Annotated in this window: 16 protein-coding genes; 3 read left to right on the top strand and 13 right to left on the bottom strand. The window is 41.9% G+C overall.

Translation table 11 applies throughout. The features are described from left to right. Window positions 1-85 precede the first annotated feature (85 nt). From FTU62_RS00950 to FTU62_RS00935, 4 genes are all read right to left on the bottom strand, one after another. A complete protein-coding gene (locus tag FTU62_RS00950; protein ID WP_180101518.1) occupies window positions 86-1,534 on the bottom strand; it encodes a hypothetical protein in 1,449 nt (482 codons plus the stop codon). Between the two features lie 11 nt (window positions 1,535-1,545). After that, window positions 1,546-1,725, bottom strand: coding sequence for a hypothetical protein (locus FTU62_RS00945; protein WP_078189814.1), 180 nt, complete (start codon window positions 1,723-1,725; stop codon window positions 1,546-1,548). Window positions 1,726-2,076: 351 nt separating this feature from the next. After that, a complete protein-coding gene (locus FTU62_RS00940) occupies window positions 2,077-2,265 on the bottom strand; it encodes a hypothetical protein (RefSeq protein WP_111885834.1) in 189 nt (62 codons plus the stop codon). A 234-nt stretch (window positions 2,266-2,499) separates the two neighbouring features. Continuing rightward, window positions 2,500-2,748 (bottom strand): glycine zipper domain-containing protein, encoded by a 249-nt coding sequence (locus tag FTU62_RS00935; protein ID WP_218948552.1) that lies wholly within the window; start codon window positions 2,746-2,748, stop codon window positions 2,500-2,502. Between the two features lie 237 nt (window positions 2,749-2,985). On the opposite strand from FTU62_RS00935, the gene FTU62_RS00930 reads away from it, so the two are divergent. Then, window positions 2,986-3,186 (top strand): dodecin family protein, encoded by a 201-nt coding sequence (locus tag FTU62_RS00930; protein WP_067761311.1) that lies wholly within the window; start codon window positions 2,986-2,988, stop codon window positions 3,184-3,186. 76 nt (window positions 3,187-3,262) lie between these two features. Here the strand turns inward: FTU62_RS00930 and FTU62_RS00925 are convergent, their stop codons facing one another. From FTU62_RS00925 to ompR, 5 genes are all read right to left on the bottom strand, one after another. Then, window positions 3,263-3,949 carry a DsbA family protein gene (locus FTU62_RS00925; RefSeq protein WP_180101516.1) on the bottom strand — a complete coding sequence of 229 codons (687 nt, stop codon included), beginning with the start codon at window positions 3,947-3,949 and terminating at the stop codon, window positions 3,263-3,265. Window positions 3,950-4,097: 148 nt separating this feature from the next. Beyond that, window positions 4,098-4,517: a GNAT family acetyltransferase gene (locus FTU62_RS00920; RefSeq protein ID WP_078189811.1), complete on the bottom strand. Its 420-nt coding sequence runs from the start codon at window positions 4,515-4,517 to the stop codon at window positions 4,098-4,100. Between the two features lie 126 nt (window positions 4,518-4,643). Further along, on the bottom strand, window positions 4,644-6,161 hold the full coding sequence (locus FTU62_RS00915; RefSeq protein WP_078192882.1) for an acetyl-CoA hydrolase/transferase family protein: 1,518 nt from the start codon (window positions 6,159-6,161) through the stop codon (window positions 4,644-4,646). Window positions 6,162-6,367: 206 nt separating this feature from the next. Continuing rightward, a complete protein-coding gene (locus FTU62_RS00910; RefSeq protein ID WP_180024744.1) occupies window positions 6,368-7,828 on the bottom strand; it encodes an ATP-binding protein in 1,461 nt (486 codons plus the stop codon). A 246-nt stretch (window positions 7,829-8,074) separates the two neighbouring features. After that, on the bottom strand, window positions 8,075-8,839 hold the full coding sequence (gene ompR / locus FTU62_RS00905) for a two-component system response regulator OmpR (protein WP_078189809.1): 765 nt from the start codon (window positions 8,837-8,839) through the stop codon (window positions 8,075-8,077). A 335-nt stretch (window positions 8,840-9,174) separates the two neighbouring features. Here ompR and FTU62_RS00900 point away from each other — a divergent pair, with 335 nt between their 5' ends. Then, entirely contained in the window at window positions 9,175-11,535 is a 2,361-nt protein-coding gene (locus FTU62_RS00900) for a Tex family protein (protein ID WP_180101514.1), read from the top strand. Window positions 11,536-11,784: 249 nt separating this feature from the next. Then, window positions 11,785-13,965 carry a SulP family inorganic anion transporter gene (locus tag FTU62_RS00895; protein ID WP_180101726.1) on the top strand — a complete coding sequence of 727 codons (2,181 nt, stop codon included), beginning with the start codon at window positions 11,785-11,787 and terminating at the stop codon, window positions 13,963-13,965. Between the two features lie 70 nt (window positions 13,966-14,035). Here the strand turns inward: FTU62_RS00895 and FTU62_RS00890 are convergent, their stop codons facing one another. The 4 genes from FTU62_RS00890 to FTU62_RS00875 form a co-directional block, all read right to left on the bottom strand. Further along, window positions 14,036-14,350 carry a hypothetical protein gene (locus FTU62_RS00890; RefSeq protein ID WP_078189807.1) on the bottom strand — a complete coding sequence of 105 codons (315 nt, stop codon included), beginning with the start codon at window positions 14,348-14,350 and terminating at the stop codon, window positions 14,036-14,038. Between the two features lie 72 nt (window positions 14,351-14,422). Next, window positions 14,423-15,502 carry a patatin-like phospholipase family protein gene (locus tag FTU62_RS00885; RefSeq protein ID WP_180101512.1) on the bottom strand — a complete coding sequence of 360 codons (1,080 nt, stop codon included), beginning with the start codon at window positions 15,500-15,502 and terminating at the stop codon, window positions 14,423-14,425. A 106-nt stretch (window positions 15,503-15,608) separates the two neighbouring features. After that, a complete protein-coding gene (locus FTU62_RS00880; RefSeq protein WP_180101510.1) occupies window positions 15,609-16,016 on the bottom strand; it encodes a hypothetical protein in 408 nt (135 codons plus the stop codon). A 103-nt stretch (window positions 16,017-16,119) separates the two neighbouring features. After that, a complete protein-coding gene (locus FTU62_RS00875; protein ID WP_111885633.1) occupies window positions 16,120-17,739 on the bottom strand; it encodes an AarF/ABC1/UbiB kinase family protein in 1,620 nt (539 codons plus the stop codon). Window positions 17,740-17,741: the final 2 nt, after the last annotated feature.

Raw genomic sequence — 17,741 nt, 5'->3', positions numbered from 1 at the left:
ATTTAATTATCATCTGAGTATCCTGCATCTGTAGTTTTGTTATTTTTGTCGGATAAATGCAAGCCAAACTACAAAATAAATGCAATTATTCTTCGGTCATTTGCTTAAGTGCTTGATAAAGCGAAATCACATCAATGGGTTGAGGCAATTGTTGGATCACATTTTGGATGCTTTGCCAATTTAAACCTTGCTGTCGATGAAGGATCAAATAGGGAAGGGCTTGTTCGGTACGCAAGAGTGCCATGCGTTTTTGACCGTGGATTAACCGTATTTTTTGACGTTCTTGTAATAATAATAACGGAGTATGTAGCGTCGGTTCAGGTTCATCAAAATGAATGAATTTTTGCGTATGAACTAACTGTGCCGGGATAAAGGGGTAATAGTCGTTTTGCGACCAAATCATTTCAGCCTGCTGAGAATGTTGATAGAGCTGATCAGGTGCAGCACAAAGTTGCTCTAGATTGTCCCATGTCATGACTTTAATCGCAGCAAGTTCATGTTGGTGTTGTTGGCAAAACAGTTGGGAGAGTCGAATGGCTTCCATCTGCGTTTGCGCACCAAACAACAAGAGATATTTGATGAAGCGACCTTCGGTATTGATTTGCTCTGCTAAATACAGCGGCTGGTTTTTCCAATCTGTACCATCTGTCGTATGCAATAGAACATCAAGCTGTGTTGTGAGTTCAGGTTGATCCATAAACTGCAATTCATACAAGGCCAATTGCGCATCGATGTTTTGCAACGTTTGAACACGAGCGGTGTATTGAGCGATTTGAATCTGTTCAGGAAGTTCAACGACTGCCGCTGTCGAGTTGAGATGTTCCTCTGATGGCGCATGTGTTGGCTGCTCAATTAGAACAAGAGGAGCGGTATCAGGTGCAGAAGGCTCCGGTTTATTTGTATTTGAGTTATCAAGCAACGTATCTGCTTCATTGATTTGCTTATCGCAATGATCTGGATCGACAGATACGTCATTATTTATCGTTTCAATCGGCAGTAGGGCATCCACACTTGCTGCAACAGTGTTTGGTGCTGTGCTGACTTCTTCTTTTAGGAGTACGGCATGTAGGCGTAGATCAGTATCACTGATTAAACATTTATATAGCTGTTGTTGCTCAATTAACCAATCATAGCATTCGCTAAAATTGCCCCATTCACTGAGTAATGCCGTACGCTGTTTGGCTGGAATCATCCATACTTGCCAACCTAACTCATGGTCATGCAGCAAGGCCCAACCCATCTCAGGATATTGATATAAAGCACTTTCGAGTGCAGCGTCATGGTTAAAATAGCCACGAAATAACCATGAATATGGCGTCTGTTTGGCAAATTCAGTGGCAGCCATCTGTGGTTCAGTTAATGCGCGATAACTTAATATTTGCTTTTGAAAAATCGGTTCGTCACATAAGGCAAAAATTTCATGAATCCGACGTTTAGAAAGCGCAGTTTCATAAAAACTCAAAGCACGATGTTCAAGTTGATGGGTCAGTACATGGATTTCTTTTATTAATTGTACTTTCTCTTGTAGATTCATTTGTCCGCTTCCTAAAGGACTTTTTGTGCTTTTTCTAAATATTTAGCCAATACAATATTGGTTGCAAGTTCCACTAATTTATATTCAGCCGAGTTCGGGTTTCGATATGTATTGGCCAATTCAATCAGGCGTTCAATATCGATGACCTGCGGTGAAATTTTTCCTTGTATCAGTGCCTGAAGTTCTTGCATAGGACAATGTAAATTTAAAAATAAAGAAGTCGATTAGTTCATTTGATTATAGAGATTTCATTAAAAAAAACATGGAAATAAATGTCAGCTTCTACAAATTAAGCGTTAAATATGACAATTAATGCGCATTTTGTTTAAAAATAATACCAAATCATTAGCTTAAAGATAGGTTTTGCAAAAGATATAGCGGTATGGTTTGATCAATTTTTTTGAAGTCATCATCAGCGATCGAGCGCTTTTAGATGTTCATTTTTAATGTTAAGTAAAGAATAAAGCCCAAAGTAAAGGCACATAAAATAAAAAACCGATGGTGGGAGCCATCGGTTTTTTTATGGAAAAATCAGCTAAAAATTAAGCTTTTTTTTCTGTGTTTGTTATAACTTCAGTTGTATCAGCAGCTGGAGCTTGGCTCTCTGCATTGGCAGTTTCAGCAGTTACAGCTTTTTTTACTGGAAAATCTGGTACGTAAACGATTTGTGCAGAAACAGTTGCAGAAAGCGCCATCACAGCAACAGCCATAGCATATTTGATTGCGTTCATTTGTGTATTCCTATCAATCATTAGTAACTCAAAAATTGAGTCAGGGAGAAAATTAATCACTTGAATTTATGTGAAAATAATATCAAAAAATAATCAATTAAAAATGATCGATTCGGCAACACAAGATAAATGGTAGGATTCAATATTTATATAAAACAATATATTAGAGTTATTGCTCTAGAGTTTTTAGTGGCTGAGTGACAGCGGCGTATCACTCAGATATAGATGAAAAATCTATGAATGTTTGGCACATTTCTTTTCATAGACTTTGCCTGCGATACCACCAATAATGGCACCACTAATCGTACCAAAAACAGGCAAAATACTGCCTGCAACAGCGCCGATCGCAGCACCTTTGACGGTCGGAGAAAAACGTGAGAGAAAGCTATTCTTCCCTGTTTGGGACTTGTTGGTGGTTGTTTGAGGGGGTGTATTGGTAGATAGTTCGGTTTCAGCAGAAGTTGCTTGAGGTTCAATAGTCATGACATTACTCCCGAGCATGATCGTTTGAAGAATGAAGCTTTTAGCCTAATCGGTAGTGGCCTTGGCTTAAACAGAAAGCATGTAATAAATGATGGTCAGTTTGTAATCCCTCGAAGTGGAATTCACTCCTGTGTAAGACATGTAATATTTTGCTGTTTTGATGTTTAAAAAATAACCAAAATAAGTGACTTAATCATATGATGAAGATTCAAAATCATAACAATGAGGATAAATACAATGTCTGTTGCTAAAGTCGTTGAAGTAAATGCAAGTAGCACAAAAAGTTTTGAAGATGCCATCCAAACGGGAATTAATAAAGTCACTGAAACCGTAAAGAACGTTCAGGGTGCATGGATTAATGAACAAAAAGTTGTGGTGAAAGACAATAAAATTGCGGAATATCGAGTGAACTTAAAAATCAGCTTCTTGGTGGAATAAGTTTCATTTTATTGATGTTAAAAACTGATCATAAAAAATCCCCGAAGTTCGGGGATTTTTGATTGAACGCGCTGAATTATTTTTCAGGTGTTTCACAGCTTTCATCATTACAGACAGGTGTAGGAGCAAGCTCAGGGAGTTCCGCAGCTTTGTCCATCACTTTTTTAAATACATCTTTCGGTTGAGCGCCTGCTAAAGCAATGCGTTGCTCAAATACAAAGAACGGTACACCCGTAACTTTAAGTTGATCGCGTGCTACTTCTTCGTCGTATTTGACGAAATCAGCAAATTCATCTGAGTCTAATAAGTCATCGACTTCAACAGGGTTTAGACCAATACGAGATGCAACGTCTTCTAAGGTTTCACGTTCACCAATGGCCAAGCCTTGCGTCATATAGCTATAGAAGAAAGCTTCTTTGGCTTCACTGCCGAGACCTTTGCTTTGTGCAAGATGAATCAAGCGGTGCGCGTTGAAAGTATTGCCTGAATTAGCTTTTTGCCAGTTAAATTCAATACCTTCAGCTTTTGCCATTTCGGCAATATTGCGCTGCATTTCCTCTACTTCTTCAAGACTGCGGCCATATTTTTGAGCTAGACGTTCAGTATTAGAAATTTCTAGGCGAGCGGGCGCATCTGCATCAAGTTGATAGCTATGCCAAAACACTTCAAGCTCTACACCCGATTCTTCGGCAGCAGCTTCAAGGCGTTTTTTCGCAATATAACAAAATGGGCAAACCACGTCTGACCAGATATCTACACGCATGGGAAATCTCTTTTCTATGTTCTGGGAAAATGATGGGGGCAAATCCTAAAATTTAAAGCCAAGCAATGCAATCCATTTTTGTTTCGATGGCGCAATGTCGGTTTTTTTTGATTTTGTTACAAGGATTGAATGAAGATTTGTCGAACGATTAATCCGTGATTAAACGTTTACCCAAACAAATCACTTCAACCTCTTCATAGCCCAATTGTTCATAAAAATTTTGTACGTCAATGTTGTCTTGGCGAATCAGTAATTGAAGTTTTGGGCAGCCTAAAGCAATTAAGCGTTTTTCTAATTGTTGAATGAGGGCGGTAGCGACGCCATTACGTTGAAAATGTGGATGTACGGCAAGATAATTGACCCAGCCTCGGTGTCCATCATAGCCACCCATGACAGTTGCAATCAGTTGATCATCTTTGACCGCCAACAAGAATAATTGATCACGTTGAGCCAATTTTCGAAATATATCAATTTCAGGGTTATTCCATGGGCGGGTCAGATCACACAGTTCCCAAAGTGCAATCACATCATCTAAATCAGATTCGAGATAGGGGCGGATAATAAACATAATTTTTGTTTTAGCATGTATTTTGACCAATTTAGATTAGTCGAGTTTTGCAGACTTGATAAGTCATATTGAAAAATAAAAGCCATAAAAAAACGCTCCGAAGAGCGTTTTTTATTTCACTGTCAATTAAGCCGTTTTCACTTCAGGTTGAGCAGCTAACATATGGCCGTTCTCTTCGAAGTTGATGTGCCAAGACAATGCTTCACGTAGAAGGTGAGGTGTTTGACCACCTTTCGCACAAGCACGGTCGAAGTAATCGTTTAATGCTGCACGGTAGCTTGGGTGTGCACAGTTGTCGATTACAGCACGAGCACGTTCACGTGGAGCAAGACCACGTAAGTCAGCAAGACCTTGTTCAGTTACCAAGATGTCAACGTCGTGTTCTGCATGGTCAACGTGAGAAGCAAATGGAACAACAGAAGAAATGTCGCCACCTTTTGCAATTGATTTAGTCACGAAGATCGCCAAGTGCGCATTACGTGCGAAGTCACCTGAACCACCAATACCGTTCATCATTTTTGTACCGCAAACGTGAGTTGAGTTCACATTACCGTAAATGTCAAACTCAAGTGCTGTGTTGATACCGATAATACCTAAACGACGTACAAGTTCTGGGTGGTTAGAAATTTCTTGTGGACGTAATACAAGTTTGTCTTTGTATTGTTCAAGGTTATTAAATACTTTTTCGCCATATTTCGCAGAAAGCGTAATAGAAGAACCTGAAGCAAATTTCATTTTGCCTGCGTCGATCAATTCAAATGTACAGTCTTGAAGTACTTCAGAGTACATGATCAAGTCTTCAAAGTTTGAATCTTTAAGACCAGTCAATACTGCGTTTGCAATTGAACCAATACCTGCTTGTAATGGACCTAGGTTTTTCGGTAAACGACCTTCAGCGACTTCTTTTTCAAAGAAAGCGATAAGGTGGTTTGCAATACCTTGAGTTTCATCATCAGGGGCAGTAACTGTAGATGGAGAGTCATGCAATTCGTTGTTAAATACGATACCTACGATTTTTGAAGGATCGATGTTGATTGCATGTGTACCAATACGTTCGTCAACATGAGTCAATGGAATAGCTTGACGTGTTGGACGATATGTTGGGATATAAATATCGTGTAAGCCTTCAAATGCTGGGCTTAAGTTGGTGTTGATTTCAACAATCACTTTTTCAGCAAAAATTGCGAAGCTTGCAGAGTTACCTACAGAAGTTGTAGGGATGATGCCACCATCTTCAGTGATCGCAACAGCTTCAATAATTGCTACATCAGGCTTTTTAAGCTGAAGGTTACGCATTTGTTCAACTGTTTCAGACAAATGCTGATCGATGAACATTACTTCGCCTTTGTTGATCGCTTTACGTAATGTATTGTCTACTTGGAACGGTAAACGACGAGCAAGAACACCTGCTTCAGTCAATTTTTTGTCCAAATCGTTACCCAAGCTCGCGCCAGTAATTAGGGTGATTTTAAGAGGATTAGCATGAGCCTGTTGAACCAACGCTAAAGGTACAGCTTTCGCTTCACCTGCGCGTGTGAAACCACTCATACCTACCGTCATACCATCCTGAATGAATTCAGCAGCTTTTTCTGCGCTGATAACTTTGTCGTGAAGGGCAGCTAAACGGATGCGATCTAAAGACATCATATACTCTCGTGAAATTCTCAAAACTGATACGGATTGTACCGATCAAAAAAGCCATTTTGCATCCCTGTTAGGCTAAGGTCTAATTTTTTGAAAAAATGTGGGTATAAGATTTTATTATGATTTCTAAGTTGATGAATAATAAAGTTAAAAATACCAATGATTAAGGATTGAACAAAACTGTTCGTTGCTTTTTTGAACGCTTGTTAAAAGCGTTCAGTTAAACTTTGCTTAATTTTTTCCAATGGGCTGTTGTTTAATATTTCATCATTTTCGAGTTTTTGCAGTGGTAAAGAAATGATCGCTTCGAGTCCACCTTCTGCTCGATTGTGAATTGAAAGTTGACCTTCGTGAATATCCACAATACGTTTTACAATGGCTAAACCGAGTCCACTGCCTTGAATGGTACGTGCATCATTACCACGTACAAAAGGTTGCATCAGGTCTTCAATTTGGTCTTCAGGAATCCCTTCGCCATTATCGGCAACGCGAATTTGAATATGGTCACCTTCATATTCGGTAGACAGTTCAATCGGCTCGGCACCATAGCGTTTTGAGTTATTGATTAAGTTGCCTATTAGTCGTTTTAAGGACAGGCTACGTGCTTGAATAATCGGTAAGTCTTGAGGTTCAAAGCGAATATCTAAAGGTTTAAATTGAATCACTAATTCCTGCAATAGCGCATTTAAATCAGTATCTTGCGGAACTTCATCAGAGCCATCTCGCATATACGAAATGAACTGATTCAGAATCGCATCCATATCTTCAACATCGTAAATCAGACCTTCTTTTAGGAAGTCATCATCAGGCATCATTTCTGCGCTGAGTCGAATACGGGTCAGCGGAGTACGCAAATCGTGGGAAATACCGGCCAACATGATGCGACGATCACGTTCAGTTTGTTCCAGCGTGTAGACCATGTGGTTAAAGGCTTGGTTTACTTCACGGATTTCTTGTGGCCCATGGTTGGTTTCTAAATAAGGAGCAGTGCCTTGTTTACTATAGTTGTTTGCCGCATCTTGTAAACGTTTTAGTGGACGGTTGAGCTGACGAACCAAGGTTAAGATAATGATGCCAGCAATCAGCGGAATACCCAATAACCAGCCTAAAATCAGCTCTGCGCTATAGTTGGCATAGGTTTTTAAAGGCTCGCGAACCCAGTTGCCATTCATTTCTGGAGTTTGAATCCAGATGCGTGGGTCAGGTTTAAATTGGAAATACACGGTCGCATTATCAATGCGCATTTCTTTGGCCAGTTTCTTTTCAATTTGATTGGTAAAGAACTCTGCAATGACTTTGTCTTTGACATTGGGGAATTCTTTCGGATCGGTCACATATTCGATCCCGACGCGATTGCGCATCCAGTCGTCGACATCTACTTCGGCATTGTTATGAAATATCCGTAAATCTGGATTGTTAATGATTTCAAGCTCGACCGCGAGGTAACGAGCATGTTGTTGAATTTCGGGTAAATAGAGTGTGCGCCAAAAGAACCATAAGGACATAAACAGGCTAAAAAACACCACAAATAAGACCAATACGGTGGTCCGCATGGCTGCAGAGCGGGGTTTGATTTTATCGAGGAAGCGTTCCCAAGGTGTCCGTTTTTTTTCGGAGTAGGTAACGTAGTCGGTAAATTCCTGTGGGTCGATGGGTTCGAGTTTCACGCAGAATCCTTTAAGCAAATTTTTTGAAAGGCAGTTTTTATTCTTTGCGATGGAATCTTACTGCTGGAACGTTCTTCGGGAGGAGTTCGTTATGTTACTTTTTAAAAAAGTAACCAAAATTTTTGCCATTCGCTGAACTCGCGCACATTACTTTTATTCATTCAATTTCAAGTGGCTCAGACAGCAGCGAATGGTATTTCCGGACATGAGGTACGGTGACTCGATTCTCAGGTCTTATTTTATGGCTTATTCAGCACCATCTGGAACAAAGACATAACCTACGCCCCAAACGGTTTGAATATAGCGCGCACGTGCTGGGTTTTCTTCAACCAAACGACGCAGGCGAGAAACCTGAACGTCAATTGAACGTTCCATCGCGCCCCATTCACGACCACGAGCAAGATTCATTAACTTGTCGCGTGTCAGTGGTTCACGTGGGTGTTGAACTAATGCTTTGAGTACGGCAAATTCACCCGTTGTTAATGTGACGACTTGACCTTCACGGGTTAATGTACGAGTAGACAGGTCGAGTGACCAAGGACCAAAAGACACCACTTCCATTTGTTGGCTTGGTGCGCCCGGAACTTCACGCACTTGGCGACGTAGGACCGCACGAATACGAGCTAATAGCTCATTCGGGTTAAATGGTTTTGGTAAATAGTCATCTGCACCGGCTTCAAGTCCTGCAATACGGTCTGAATCGCTACCACGAGCGGTCAGCATAATGATCGGGGTATCGATGCTAGATTGGCGCAGACGGCGGCAAATACTCAAGCCATCTTCAACAGGCAACATAAAGTCGAGCACAATCAGGGAAAAGAGTTCCCGCTGCAACAGACGATCCATCTGAGTCGCATCATGTGCGGTTTTGACCACAAAACCTTTATCTTCTAGGAAGCGTTGTAAGAGGGTGCGTAGACGCACATCATCATCGACAACTAGAATGCGTTCGACTCGGTCGGTTTCGGCTTGTACGGCATCTGTTTTTTCAGCAGGTACAACTAAACTCATGACGTGCTCCTTATTCTTTATTGTCATCGTAAACAAAAAGTCGATTTCACTTGAGTATACGATTCATTTATATAAATTTACTATGCTCTAAAGCAACAAATATTGCAGTTAAAATCAAGACATAGATACCAAATGTATACATGTTGTTCGAATCAGTTTGCTTATCTAAGTCTCGCTAATTTGCTGTTTCATAGTCAGTTTCGTAAAAAAATGTGTATTTGAGATGAACTGGCATTAAAAACCACGAATAAATTTATAAAAACAATTGTGGATTTTATGGTCTTGGTCTTTATAATCATGGCTTTTAGAACTTATCCTTGCAGGGATCTAATACGATGACTGACTTAGTTCAGCAGTTGGCAAAAGAAATTGCCGTACGTCCAAATCAAATTGAAGCTGCCATCAAGCTCATTGATGAAGGTGCCAGTGTTCCATTTATCGCACGTTACCGTAAAGAAGTGACGCAAGGTCTGGACGATACTCAATTACGTCAGCTTGATACACGTCTGACTTACCTGCGTGATTTATTTGAGCGCCGTGAGAAGGTAATCGAATCTCTAAAAGAACAAAACAAGTTATCTGATGACTTACTTGCTCGCGTGAATGCAGCAGAAACGAAAAATGCTTTAGAAGAGATTTACGCGCCGTACCGTCCAAAACGTACCAGTAAATCATTTAAAGCCAAAGAAGCGGGTTTAGGCCCAATCGCTGAAAAAATCTTTAATGAAGCGGTTGATCCAACCGAAGCTTTAGCTGGTTTTAGTCATGAAGATTATGCTGATGTTGAAAGCCAATTAGACGCGATTCAACACATTTTAATTGATGACTGGGCACAAAATATTGCATTAACCACTGAGCTAAAAGCGACATTTGCGAAAACTGCAGTGTTGAAAAGTTTAGTTGCAAGTGATGAGAAAAAGGAAGTCGGTAAAAAATTCCGTGATTACTTTGATTTCTCTGAAAGCTTAAACAAAGTCCCTTCACACCGTTTACTGGCGATGCTCCGTGGCCGTCAAGAAAATGTCTTGGGTTTAAAAGTCGATGGTGAAGATGATGCACCATTGGCACGTATTGAAACTGAATATAATATAGAAACAGCTCAGCCACAAGCGCGTGCAGATTTCTTAAAACAAACAGCAAAACTGTTCTGGTTGGGCAAAGTACGTCCTGCTATTGAGCATTCATTATTGACTGAAAAACGTTTGGCTGCCGAAGCTGAAGCGATGGATGTATTTGCTGAAAACCTACGTCATTTATTACTTTCTGCACCAGCAGGCGCGCGTACCACTCTGGGTGTTGACCCTGGTATCCGTACGGGTGTGAAATTGGCTGTTGTCAATGCATCAGGTGATGTACTTGCACACAGTACTATTTACCCGTTTGCCCCGAAAGAAGATAAAGCTGGTTCAGTTGCTGAACTTGCGCGCCTTTGCCGCGAATTCAATGTTGAATTAATTGCGATTGGTAATGGTACTGCAAGCCGTGAAACTGAAGCGGTTGTGGCCGAAATGATGGCTGCGAATACGGATTTGAATTTGATTCGTGTGTCTGTCTCTGAAGCGGGTGCATCTGTTTATTCAGCATCTGAATTGGCATCTCAAGAATTGCCAGAGCTAGATGTATCTATTCGCGGTGCAGTGTCGATTGCTCGTCGTTTACAAGATCCATTGGCGGAGCTTGTTAAAATTGATCCGAAATCGATTGGTGTAGGTCAATACCAACATGACGTGAACCAAACCGGTTTAGCAAAAACACTAGAAGCAGTAGTTGAAGACTGCGTGAACTCAGTTGGTGTAGATGTGAACACAGCATCATCTGCAATCTTGGGTTATATCGCGGGTTTGAATAAATCAATTGCACAACAAATTGTGGATTTCCGTAAAGAAAATGGTCGTTTTGACAACCGCCAAAGTTTGAAAAAAGTTCCTCGTTTAGGCGAGCGGACCTTTGAACAAGCAGCAGGCTTCTTGCGTATTCAAGATGGGTCTGAGCCACTTGATGCTTCTGCTGTTCACCCTGAATCTTATGGTTTAGTAGAAAAAATTGTGGCAGCGAAAGCAACCACAGTCAAAGATATTATTGGTAATACTGAAATTATTCGCCAAGTAAACGCCGAAGAATTTGTGAATGACCAATTTGGTCTACCGACAATTCAAGACGTTTTATCTGAACTTGAAAAACCAGGCCGTGACCCACGTCCAGAGTTCCGCACGGCTAAATTCCGTGAAGACATCACAGAAGTGGCGCAGTTGACTGAAGGTTTACAGCTTGAAGGTGTGGTTACGAATGTAACCAACTTCGGTGCATTTGTTGATGTAGGTGTTCACCAAGACGGTTTAGTGCATATTTCTGAACTTGCAAATGAATTTGTTGCAGATCCGCACAAAGTCGTGAAACCAGGTCAAATTGTTCAAGTTCGTGTCTTGAATGTCGATGTTGAACGTAACCGTGTCAACTTGTCTATGCGTGCAGAAGGTGCTGCTGCAGCGAAACCACAACGTCAACCACGTCGTGACAATGCGCAGCAAGAACAACGTGGTGAGCGTAAGCCACATGCGAAACGTCCACAGCATGCTCGTCCGCAAGGCGACCGCCCACAAGGTCATAAAAAACCTCAAGCAGCGAAACCACAAGAAAATAAAATTGGTGGTTTAGGTGCGTTGTTATTACAAGCAGGGATTAAAGGTTCGAAGTAATCTTGAACTGTTAAAAAAACCTCCCATTTGGGAGGTTTTTTTTATTTTCTTTTACGACCTATCAAAGATAAATGAGCTGAATCTTAAACTTCGCAATAAAGTGTAAAAATCACACAAATCACGTATCAAAACACACTATAGAATCGTTCGATTGTCAGACAATATAAGTCACGCCATAAAGTGGTCACAAACTTTAGGCTTTACATACTTACATCTAATTATTTGATATTTATTATAAACGGTAAAATGATGACATCTAAAATTCAACGACATCGATTTCATATTCACGACTTTTTATCTGGAACAGTGGTATTTCTCGTGGCTTTACCACTATGTCTAGGCATTGCATTGGCTTCTGGCGCACCGATTCTCTCTGGCATTATTGCCGGCATTGTCGGTGGTATTTTAGTTGGGGCACTGAGTGGCTCACATATCAGTGTTGCAGGGCCAGCAGCAGGTTTAACAGCAGTCATTTTGGTACAGCTTGAATTACTGGGCGGCAACTATGCCGCCTTTTTATTGTGTATTGTTTTTGCCGGTATCTTACAGATTGGATTTGGCATATTTAGGCTCGGTTTCTTTGCCAACTTTATTCCGAACAATGTCATATTGGGTTTATTGGCAGCCATTGGGCTGATCTTGATTGGGAGTCAAATGCCTTATCTGTTTGGCTTGAACCAATTTTCATGGTCAGTGTTGTGGCAGTCACAGCCGCTCAATTTGCAATGGGATGTGGGTGCCATTTTGATCGGTATCGGTAGCCTTGTACTGATGTTGCTTTGGGAGCAGAGCCCATGCAAAAAATGGGTTTTGCCTTCAGCCTTGGTTGCTGTAGTCCTCGCTGCACTATGTAATGCCGTGCTGGTGCTTAGTGGCTCGTCTTTTGCAGTTCATCCATCAAATCTCATCCAACTTCCTAACCTTTGGGATCAGCCACAAAATGTGATGATCTTTCCGGATTGGACCGCATTAAATAATCCTCTGATTTATACGGGCGCTATCACTTTGGCGGTTGTGGCGTCATTAGAAACTCTATTGAATTTAGAAGCAGCAGATAAATTGGATCCGCATAAGCGCTCTTCACCCCCCAACCGAGAGTTATGGGCGCAAGGCATCGGCAATGTCGTTTCGGGTGCTATAGGCGGGATGCCGCTAACGTCAGTAATTGTTCGTAGTTCTGTCAATGCCAGTGCTGGAGCTAAAAGTAAATGTTCTGCCATCTTTCATGGCGTATTGCTCTTGTTTGCCGTACTATGTTTAGTGCCTTTGATGAACATGATTCCGCTTTCAGCATTAGCCGCAATTTTAATCCTCACTGGGTTTAAACTGACACATCCCAAATTGTTTAAACAGTTGTATTTAAAAGGTTGGAAACAATTTATTCCTTTTATCATTACCTTACTGGCGATTTTATTCACAGACTTATTGCTCGGAATCTTGATTGGTTTAGCCAGTAGTGCGGCCTTTATTTTATATGCCAATTTTAATAAGGGACTGAAGGTGTATAAAGAGCATCATTTACATGGGGTGATTACACGGATTGAATTGCCTTCACAAGTCAGTTTTCTCAACCGTTCGGCATTAATATCTGCATTGGAACATATCCATCGCGGCGAACAAGTGGTGATTGATGCCACACATGTGAGTGATATGGATGCTGATATTTTCCAACTCATTCAAGAGTACCAACAGGAAAAGGCTGTGCAGCGTAAAGTGCAAGTGCAGTTGATTGGTTTCAAGGCACACTATGCCGATGCGCAGGAGGCGGCATTAGATATAGATATCAGTACCGCAGCTTTACAGCAACGTTTGACTCCGGAGGCCGTGCTCGCTTTGCTTAAAGCCGGCAATGAGCGGTTTGTACAAAATGAGCGTTTGCAACGAGATATCTATCGTCAACTGCGGGTGACCGCAGAAGAAGGACAGCATCCGATTGCGGCAGTGTTAGGTTGTATGGATTCTCGTGCGCCGACTGAAATGATCTTTGATGTTGGAATTGGCGATTTATTTAGTTTACGTATAGCGGGGAATGTCGCGGGGCAAAAAGTTTTGGGTTCATTAGAATTTGCCTGCGAAGCCAAAGGCGCCAAAGTGATCGTGGTGCTTGGTCATACGGACTGTGGTGCGGTTAGCAGTGCTTGTCAGTTGCATTTAGCTGGTCAATCGATTCAGAGCCTGACGCGTATGCCACATATTCAATATGTGCTGGGGCCACTCAATGAGTCTGTATCGCGTGTTGCCGAATTGATGCAACCACAAACGCTGAGTCCGGCATTTTTAGAGCAAGTGACGCAAATGAATGTGCATTACAACATCCGCTATATTTTGCAAAATAGTGAAGTGCTACAGCAGTTGGTGCAAGAAGGTAAAGTGGCGATTGTTGGTGCAGTGTATGATGTAAAAACTGGACGGGTTAATTTCTTCGGATAAATAAAATCCGATGACATAAAAAAGGATCATCATGAACACATGATGATCCTTTTTATTGAACTAAAATACATTAGCGAATCATCGGTACAATCCAACTGGTAATGATCAGCAAAATACCGAAATGTCCCAATTTACGGGTGACATATACCAATTTTGACGGCTTTTGTTCCAATTGTTTCGCATAGTCTTCGATGCTAATGCCTTGTTTTGCATTACTGGTAAATAAAAACACCGCCAAATCGATACAAATTAAAATGGTACCGACATCTGCCACCACTTCCATTAAATCGTATTGGCCGCTGATCAAGGCAGTTGACACTTGATAAACAAGGAAAAGTGCAAAAGCGATGCAGGCATACTGCAAAACAGTTAAAAATATCCGCATAAATCTATACTAAATAAGCTCAAAATTCTGAAATAGGATTATAGCGTCCCTCGCAAGAGATTACTGTAACGCTTAGAGTGCTTGCATGACTGCTGGAAAGTGTTGCTTCTCAACCATTTCCAAAAACTCATCGCCCATACGCTGACTTTCAGCCACACATTGGTTCCACATTTTAATCCGTTGTTGGTTGTCTAAGCCTTTGAGGGTAAAGTCTTTACGGTCAGGCAGTCGGCCAAGCGGCAAGCTTGCAAGGTATTCTTGTGAAGGTGATAGTAACAAGGTACGCGCTTGATTGTCTGGATTAGCCTGACGTTTAAATAATTTATCAAACCAACCGGGGGTGATGCTATCTGTGAAATGCGGATACAGCACGATGCCCTGACTTTGGAATGGCAGGTCAATATGATAGTCGATTAGGCCGCCATCGCGGTAACTGCCTTGTGGTGCATCAGGGATATCACGGATCGCGGCCATAACACCAGGAATAGATGCAGATGCCATAAGCCACGGCATGACACTATTTTGAGTCAATGCATGATAATGCGTGGTAAAGCCATCATCTGCCACAGTAAATTGATGACCTGACACAGGCTGACTAATCACACGCTGCATGAAATAACGACTGTGTTTACGTGCAAGCGCTGTCGTGCCCACGATCCCTGCGACAGAGGCTAACAGCGGCAGGGCTTTATCACTTTGGAAAATATGCTGAGCTTTGACTGAAAGCACAGTGAGGTGATAATCAGGATGATTAACCAGTGCAGCTTCTTGACCTTGAATCAAATCGATCAGCATGCCACGACACACTTCGCTGACTTCTTGACGACTCATCTTTTTATGAAAGCTCAGATTGGTATACAGCTCAGAGAGGCGTTTCGTGCCTTCGATAGCTCCCCAAGCAGCAATACTGGCAAAGCGCCAACTGCCAATCGATGAACCAATTAAAGTACGCTTTTGTTGCGCACGTGGCAAAAAGTCAGCAAAAATCGCCTGATCTAAACCTTGAATACCAATGCCTTTCGGGCCACCAGCAGCACCGGGCAGGATATCTACTTGAGCAGCGTTTAAACCTTCTTGTTCAATCAGTTGGCGGGCTAAATGGCCAGCACGGATATTGAGCGCAGGCGGTTTTTTTTGCAAAATTTGAGTCATGGCAGTCGCTTAAAATACAGTCGTAGAATTATTCTAGTGCGTTTTTGCACAGACCCAATGGCTGAAACTTACGACAAATGACTTCTCAGTCATATCAGGGTATCACTCAGGAATGCTGTAATAATTGTTCATTATGCCGATGCAATTGAAACAAACTGAGGCAGACGATTGCCCATGTCGCCATTGGAAAGACCGCCCAAGCAAATAGATTAATGATAAAAACCATGGCCCCAGCTAATAACCAATAATTTAACCCGGCTATCAGTTTTTGCTGTCGCAAACAAAGTAGGAATAAACAGGGAAGTGCATTAAAGAGAATGATCCACCAAAATGCAGCGCTATGTTGCATCCGATACAGGGTGGTGTTGGCTGTCGGTTGCCAGTTTAGAAAAGGCATGTGCATATTTAATTGAACCAACACATCGAGCAGGGTCGAAAAACTATACAGCAAGGCCGTTGCACAAGCTCTGAGTGGATTTCGACCATACAGTACCCCTAAAGAACTGTATGACATGGCGTTCAGCCTTATTTAATTTTTTGTTTTTATAGCTTTAAGCCCTTTATTGTCAAAGGGCTTAAAGGGGCTATGGATACAACATATTGTTTAAATACAAAGATTATTTAAACACACGCCAAATGGCAAGTAAGCTTGAAAGTGCAATTAATACGATGGAAACGTACCATGGCGCAATTATCGCAATGGAGAGGAAGATGGCCATAACACTGCCAAAGACCCAACTACGCTTTTGCTGATGTTCCATTTGCAAGCGCATGCTTTGCAGTTCATTGAGTTGTTTAGCATGCCAAGCCGACTGATTTTTTAAACCATTCAGACTGTCGATCATCAGCGTTGGTAAATCTTGCGCACCTAAAAGTAAGTCTGGAATTTTTTGTCCGAGTTCTTTTAAGTTTTTCTGCGGATTCATTTGCGCTTTAATCCAATCGGTGAGGATTGGTTTTGCTAAACTCCAAATATCCAATTCAGGATAGAGATCCGTTCCTAAACCTTCGACATGGACCAAGGTTTTGAGCAGCAACATCAGTTGTGGCGGAATCTCTAAATGGAAACGACGCGCAATATCCATCACTTGAATCAGAATGCCGGCGAAGTCCAATTCATGCATTGGTTTAGAGACCATTGGTCCAACAGTGCGACGCATTTCACGTGCTAAGGCATCTTGATCTGTACCCGGTGGAATCCAACCCGCTTGATGCACGATTTGAATCAGCTGCATAAAGTCGCTGTTCATCACTGCAAGCAACATGCGTGCAACGGTCATTTGGTCGTGCTTTGAAAGCTCACCCATAATCGCGCAGTCCAAGGCAATAAAGCGTGGATTGCTAGGATTGATGGTTTCGACGAAGACATTCCCCGGATGCATGTCTGCATGGAAGAAGTTATCGCGGAACACTTGGGTAAAGAAAATGGTGAGCCCTTTTTCGGCTAAATCTTTACGATCCATACCCAAACGATCAAAGGTCGCAATATCTGAAATAGGCACACCGGTAATACGTTCTTCGACCATTACATCACGGCTGTCCATGTAGACTTCAGGCACGTACATCATGCTTGAACCGGTGAAGTAATGACGCATACGACGGGTGTTATCCGCTTCTAAAGTCAAATCCAATTCATTGAGAATAATTTGACGGTAGTCCTGAATAATTTCAGATAAATGCAGGGCACGAGCGGCTTCTAGACGTTTTTCAAGGAACTGACCAAGCCACTCTAATATTTCAAAATCTTCCAGAATTTGATTGCGAATATTTGGGCGAGTCACTTTTACCACGACTTCACGGCCATCATGCAGGGCAGCAGTATGCACTTGTGCAATAGATGCTGCTGCTAAAGGCTGCTCGTCAAAGCGTGCAAATAAGGTATTCACATCCGCTTTGAGTGATTCCTGAATACGCATTTTGGCAACGTCATTCGAAAAAGGTTTTACACGGTCTTGTAGTAGTACCAATTGCTGTAAAACTTCAGGTGGAATCAAGTCACGACGGGTAGACAGTAATTGCCCCATTTTAATGGCCAGCGGGCCCATCTCTTCCATGGCTTCTTTGAGCTTGAGCGGATTTTTACGCTCGCGGCTTGACCATGCCGCAGGGTGCATACGAATGAGAGAAAGAATATGACGGGCTTTTTCCGGTAATTCTTCCGCAGGAAACAACGTGTCGAGTCTATAGTGCGCAGCGATGCGCCAAAGGTCGAGTAAACGTGAAACGTGCGGAATCATAT

Source organism: Acinetobacter sp. YH12126 (genome assembly GCF_013418745.1).
GTDB classification, from domain to species: domain Bacteria; phylum Pseudomonadota; class Gammaproteobacteria; order Pseudomonadales; family Moraxellaceae; genus Acinetobacter; species Acinetobacter amyesii.
This window is presented reverse-complemented; position numbering and strand designations above follow the sequence as displayed.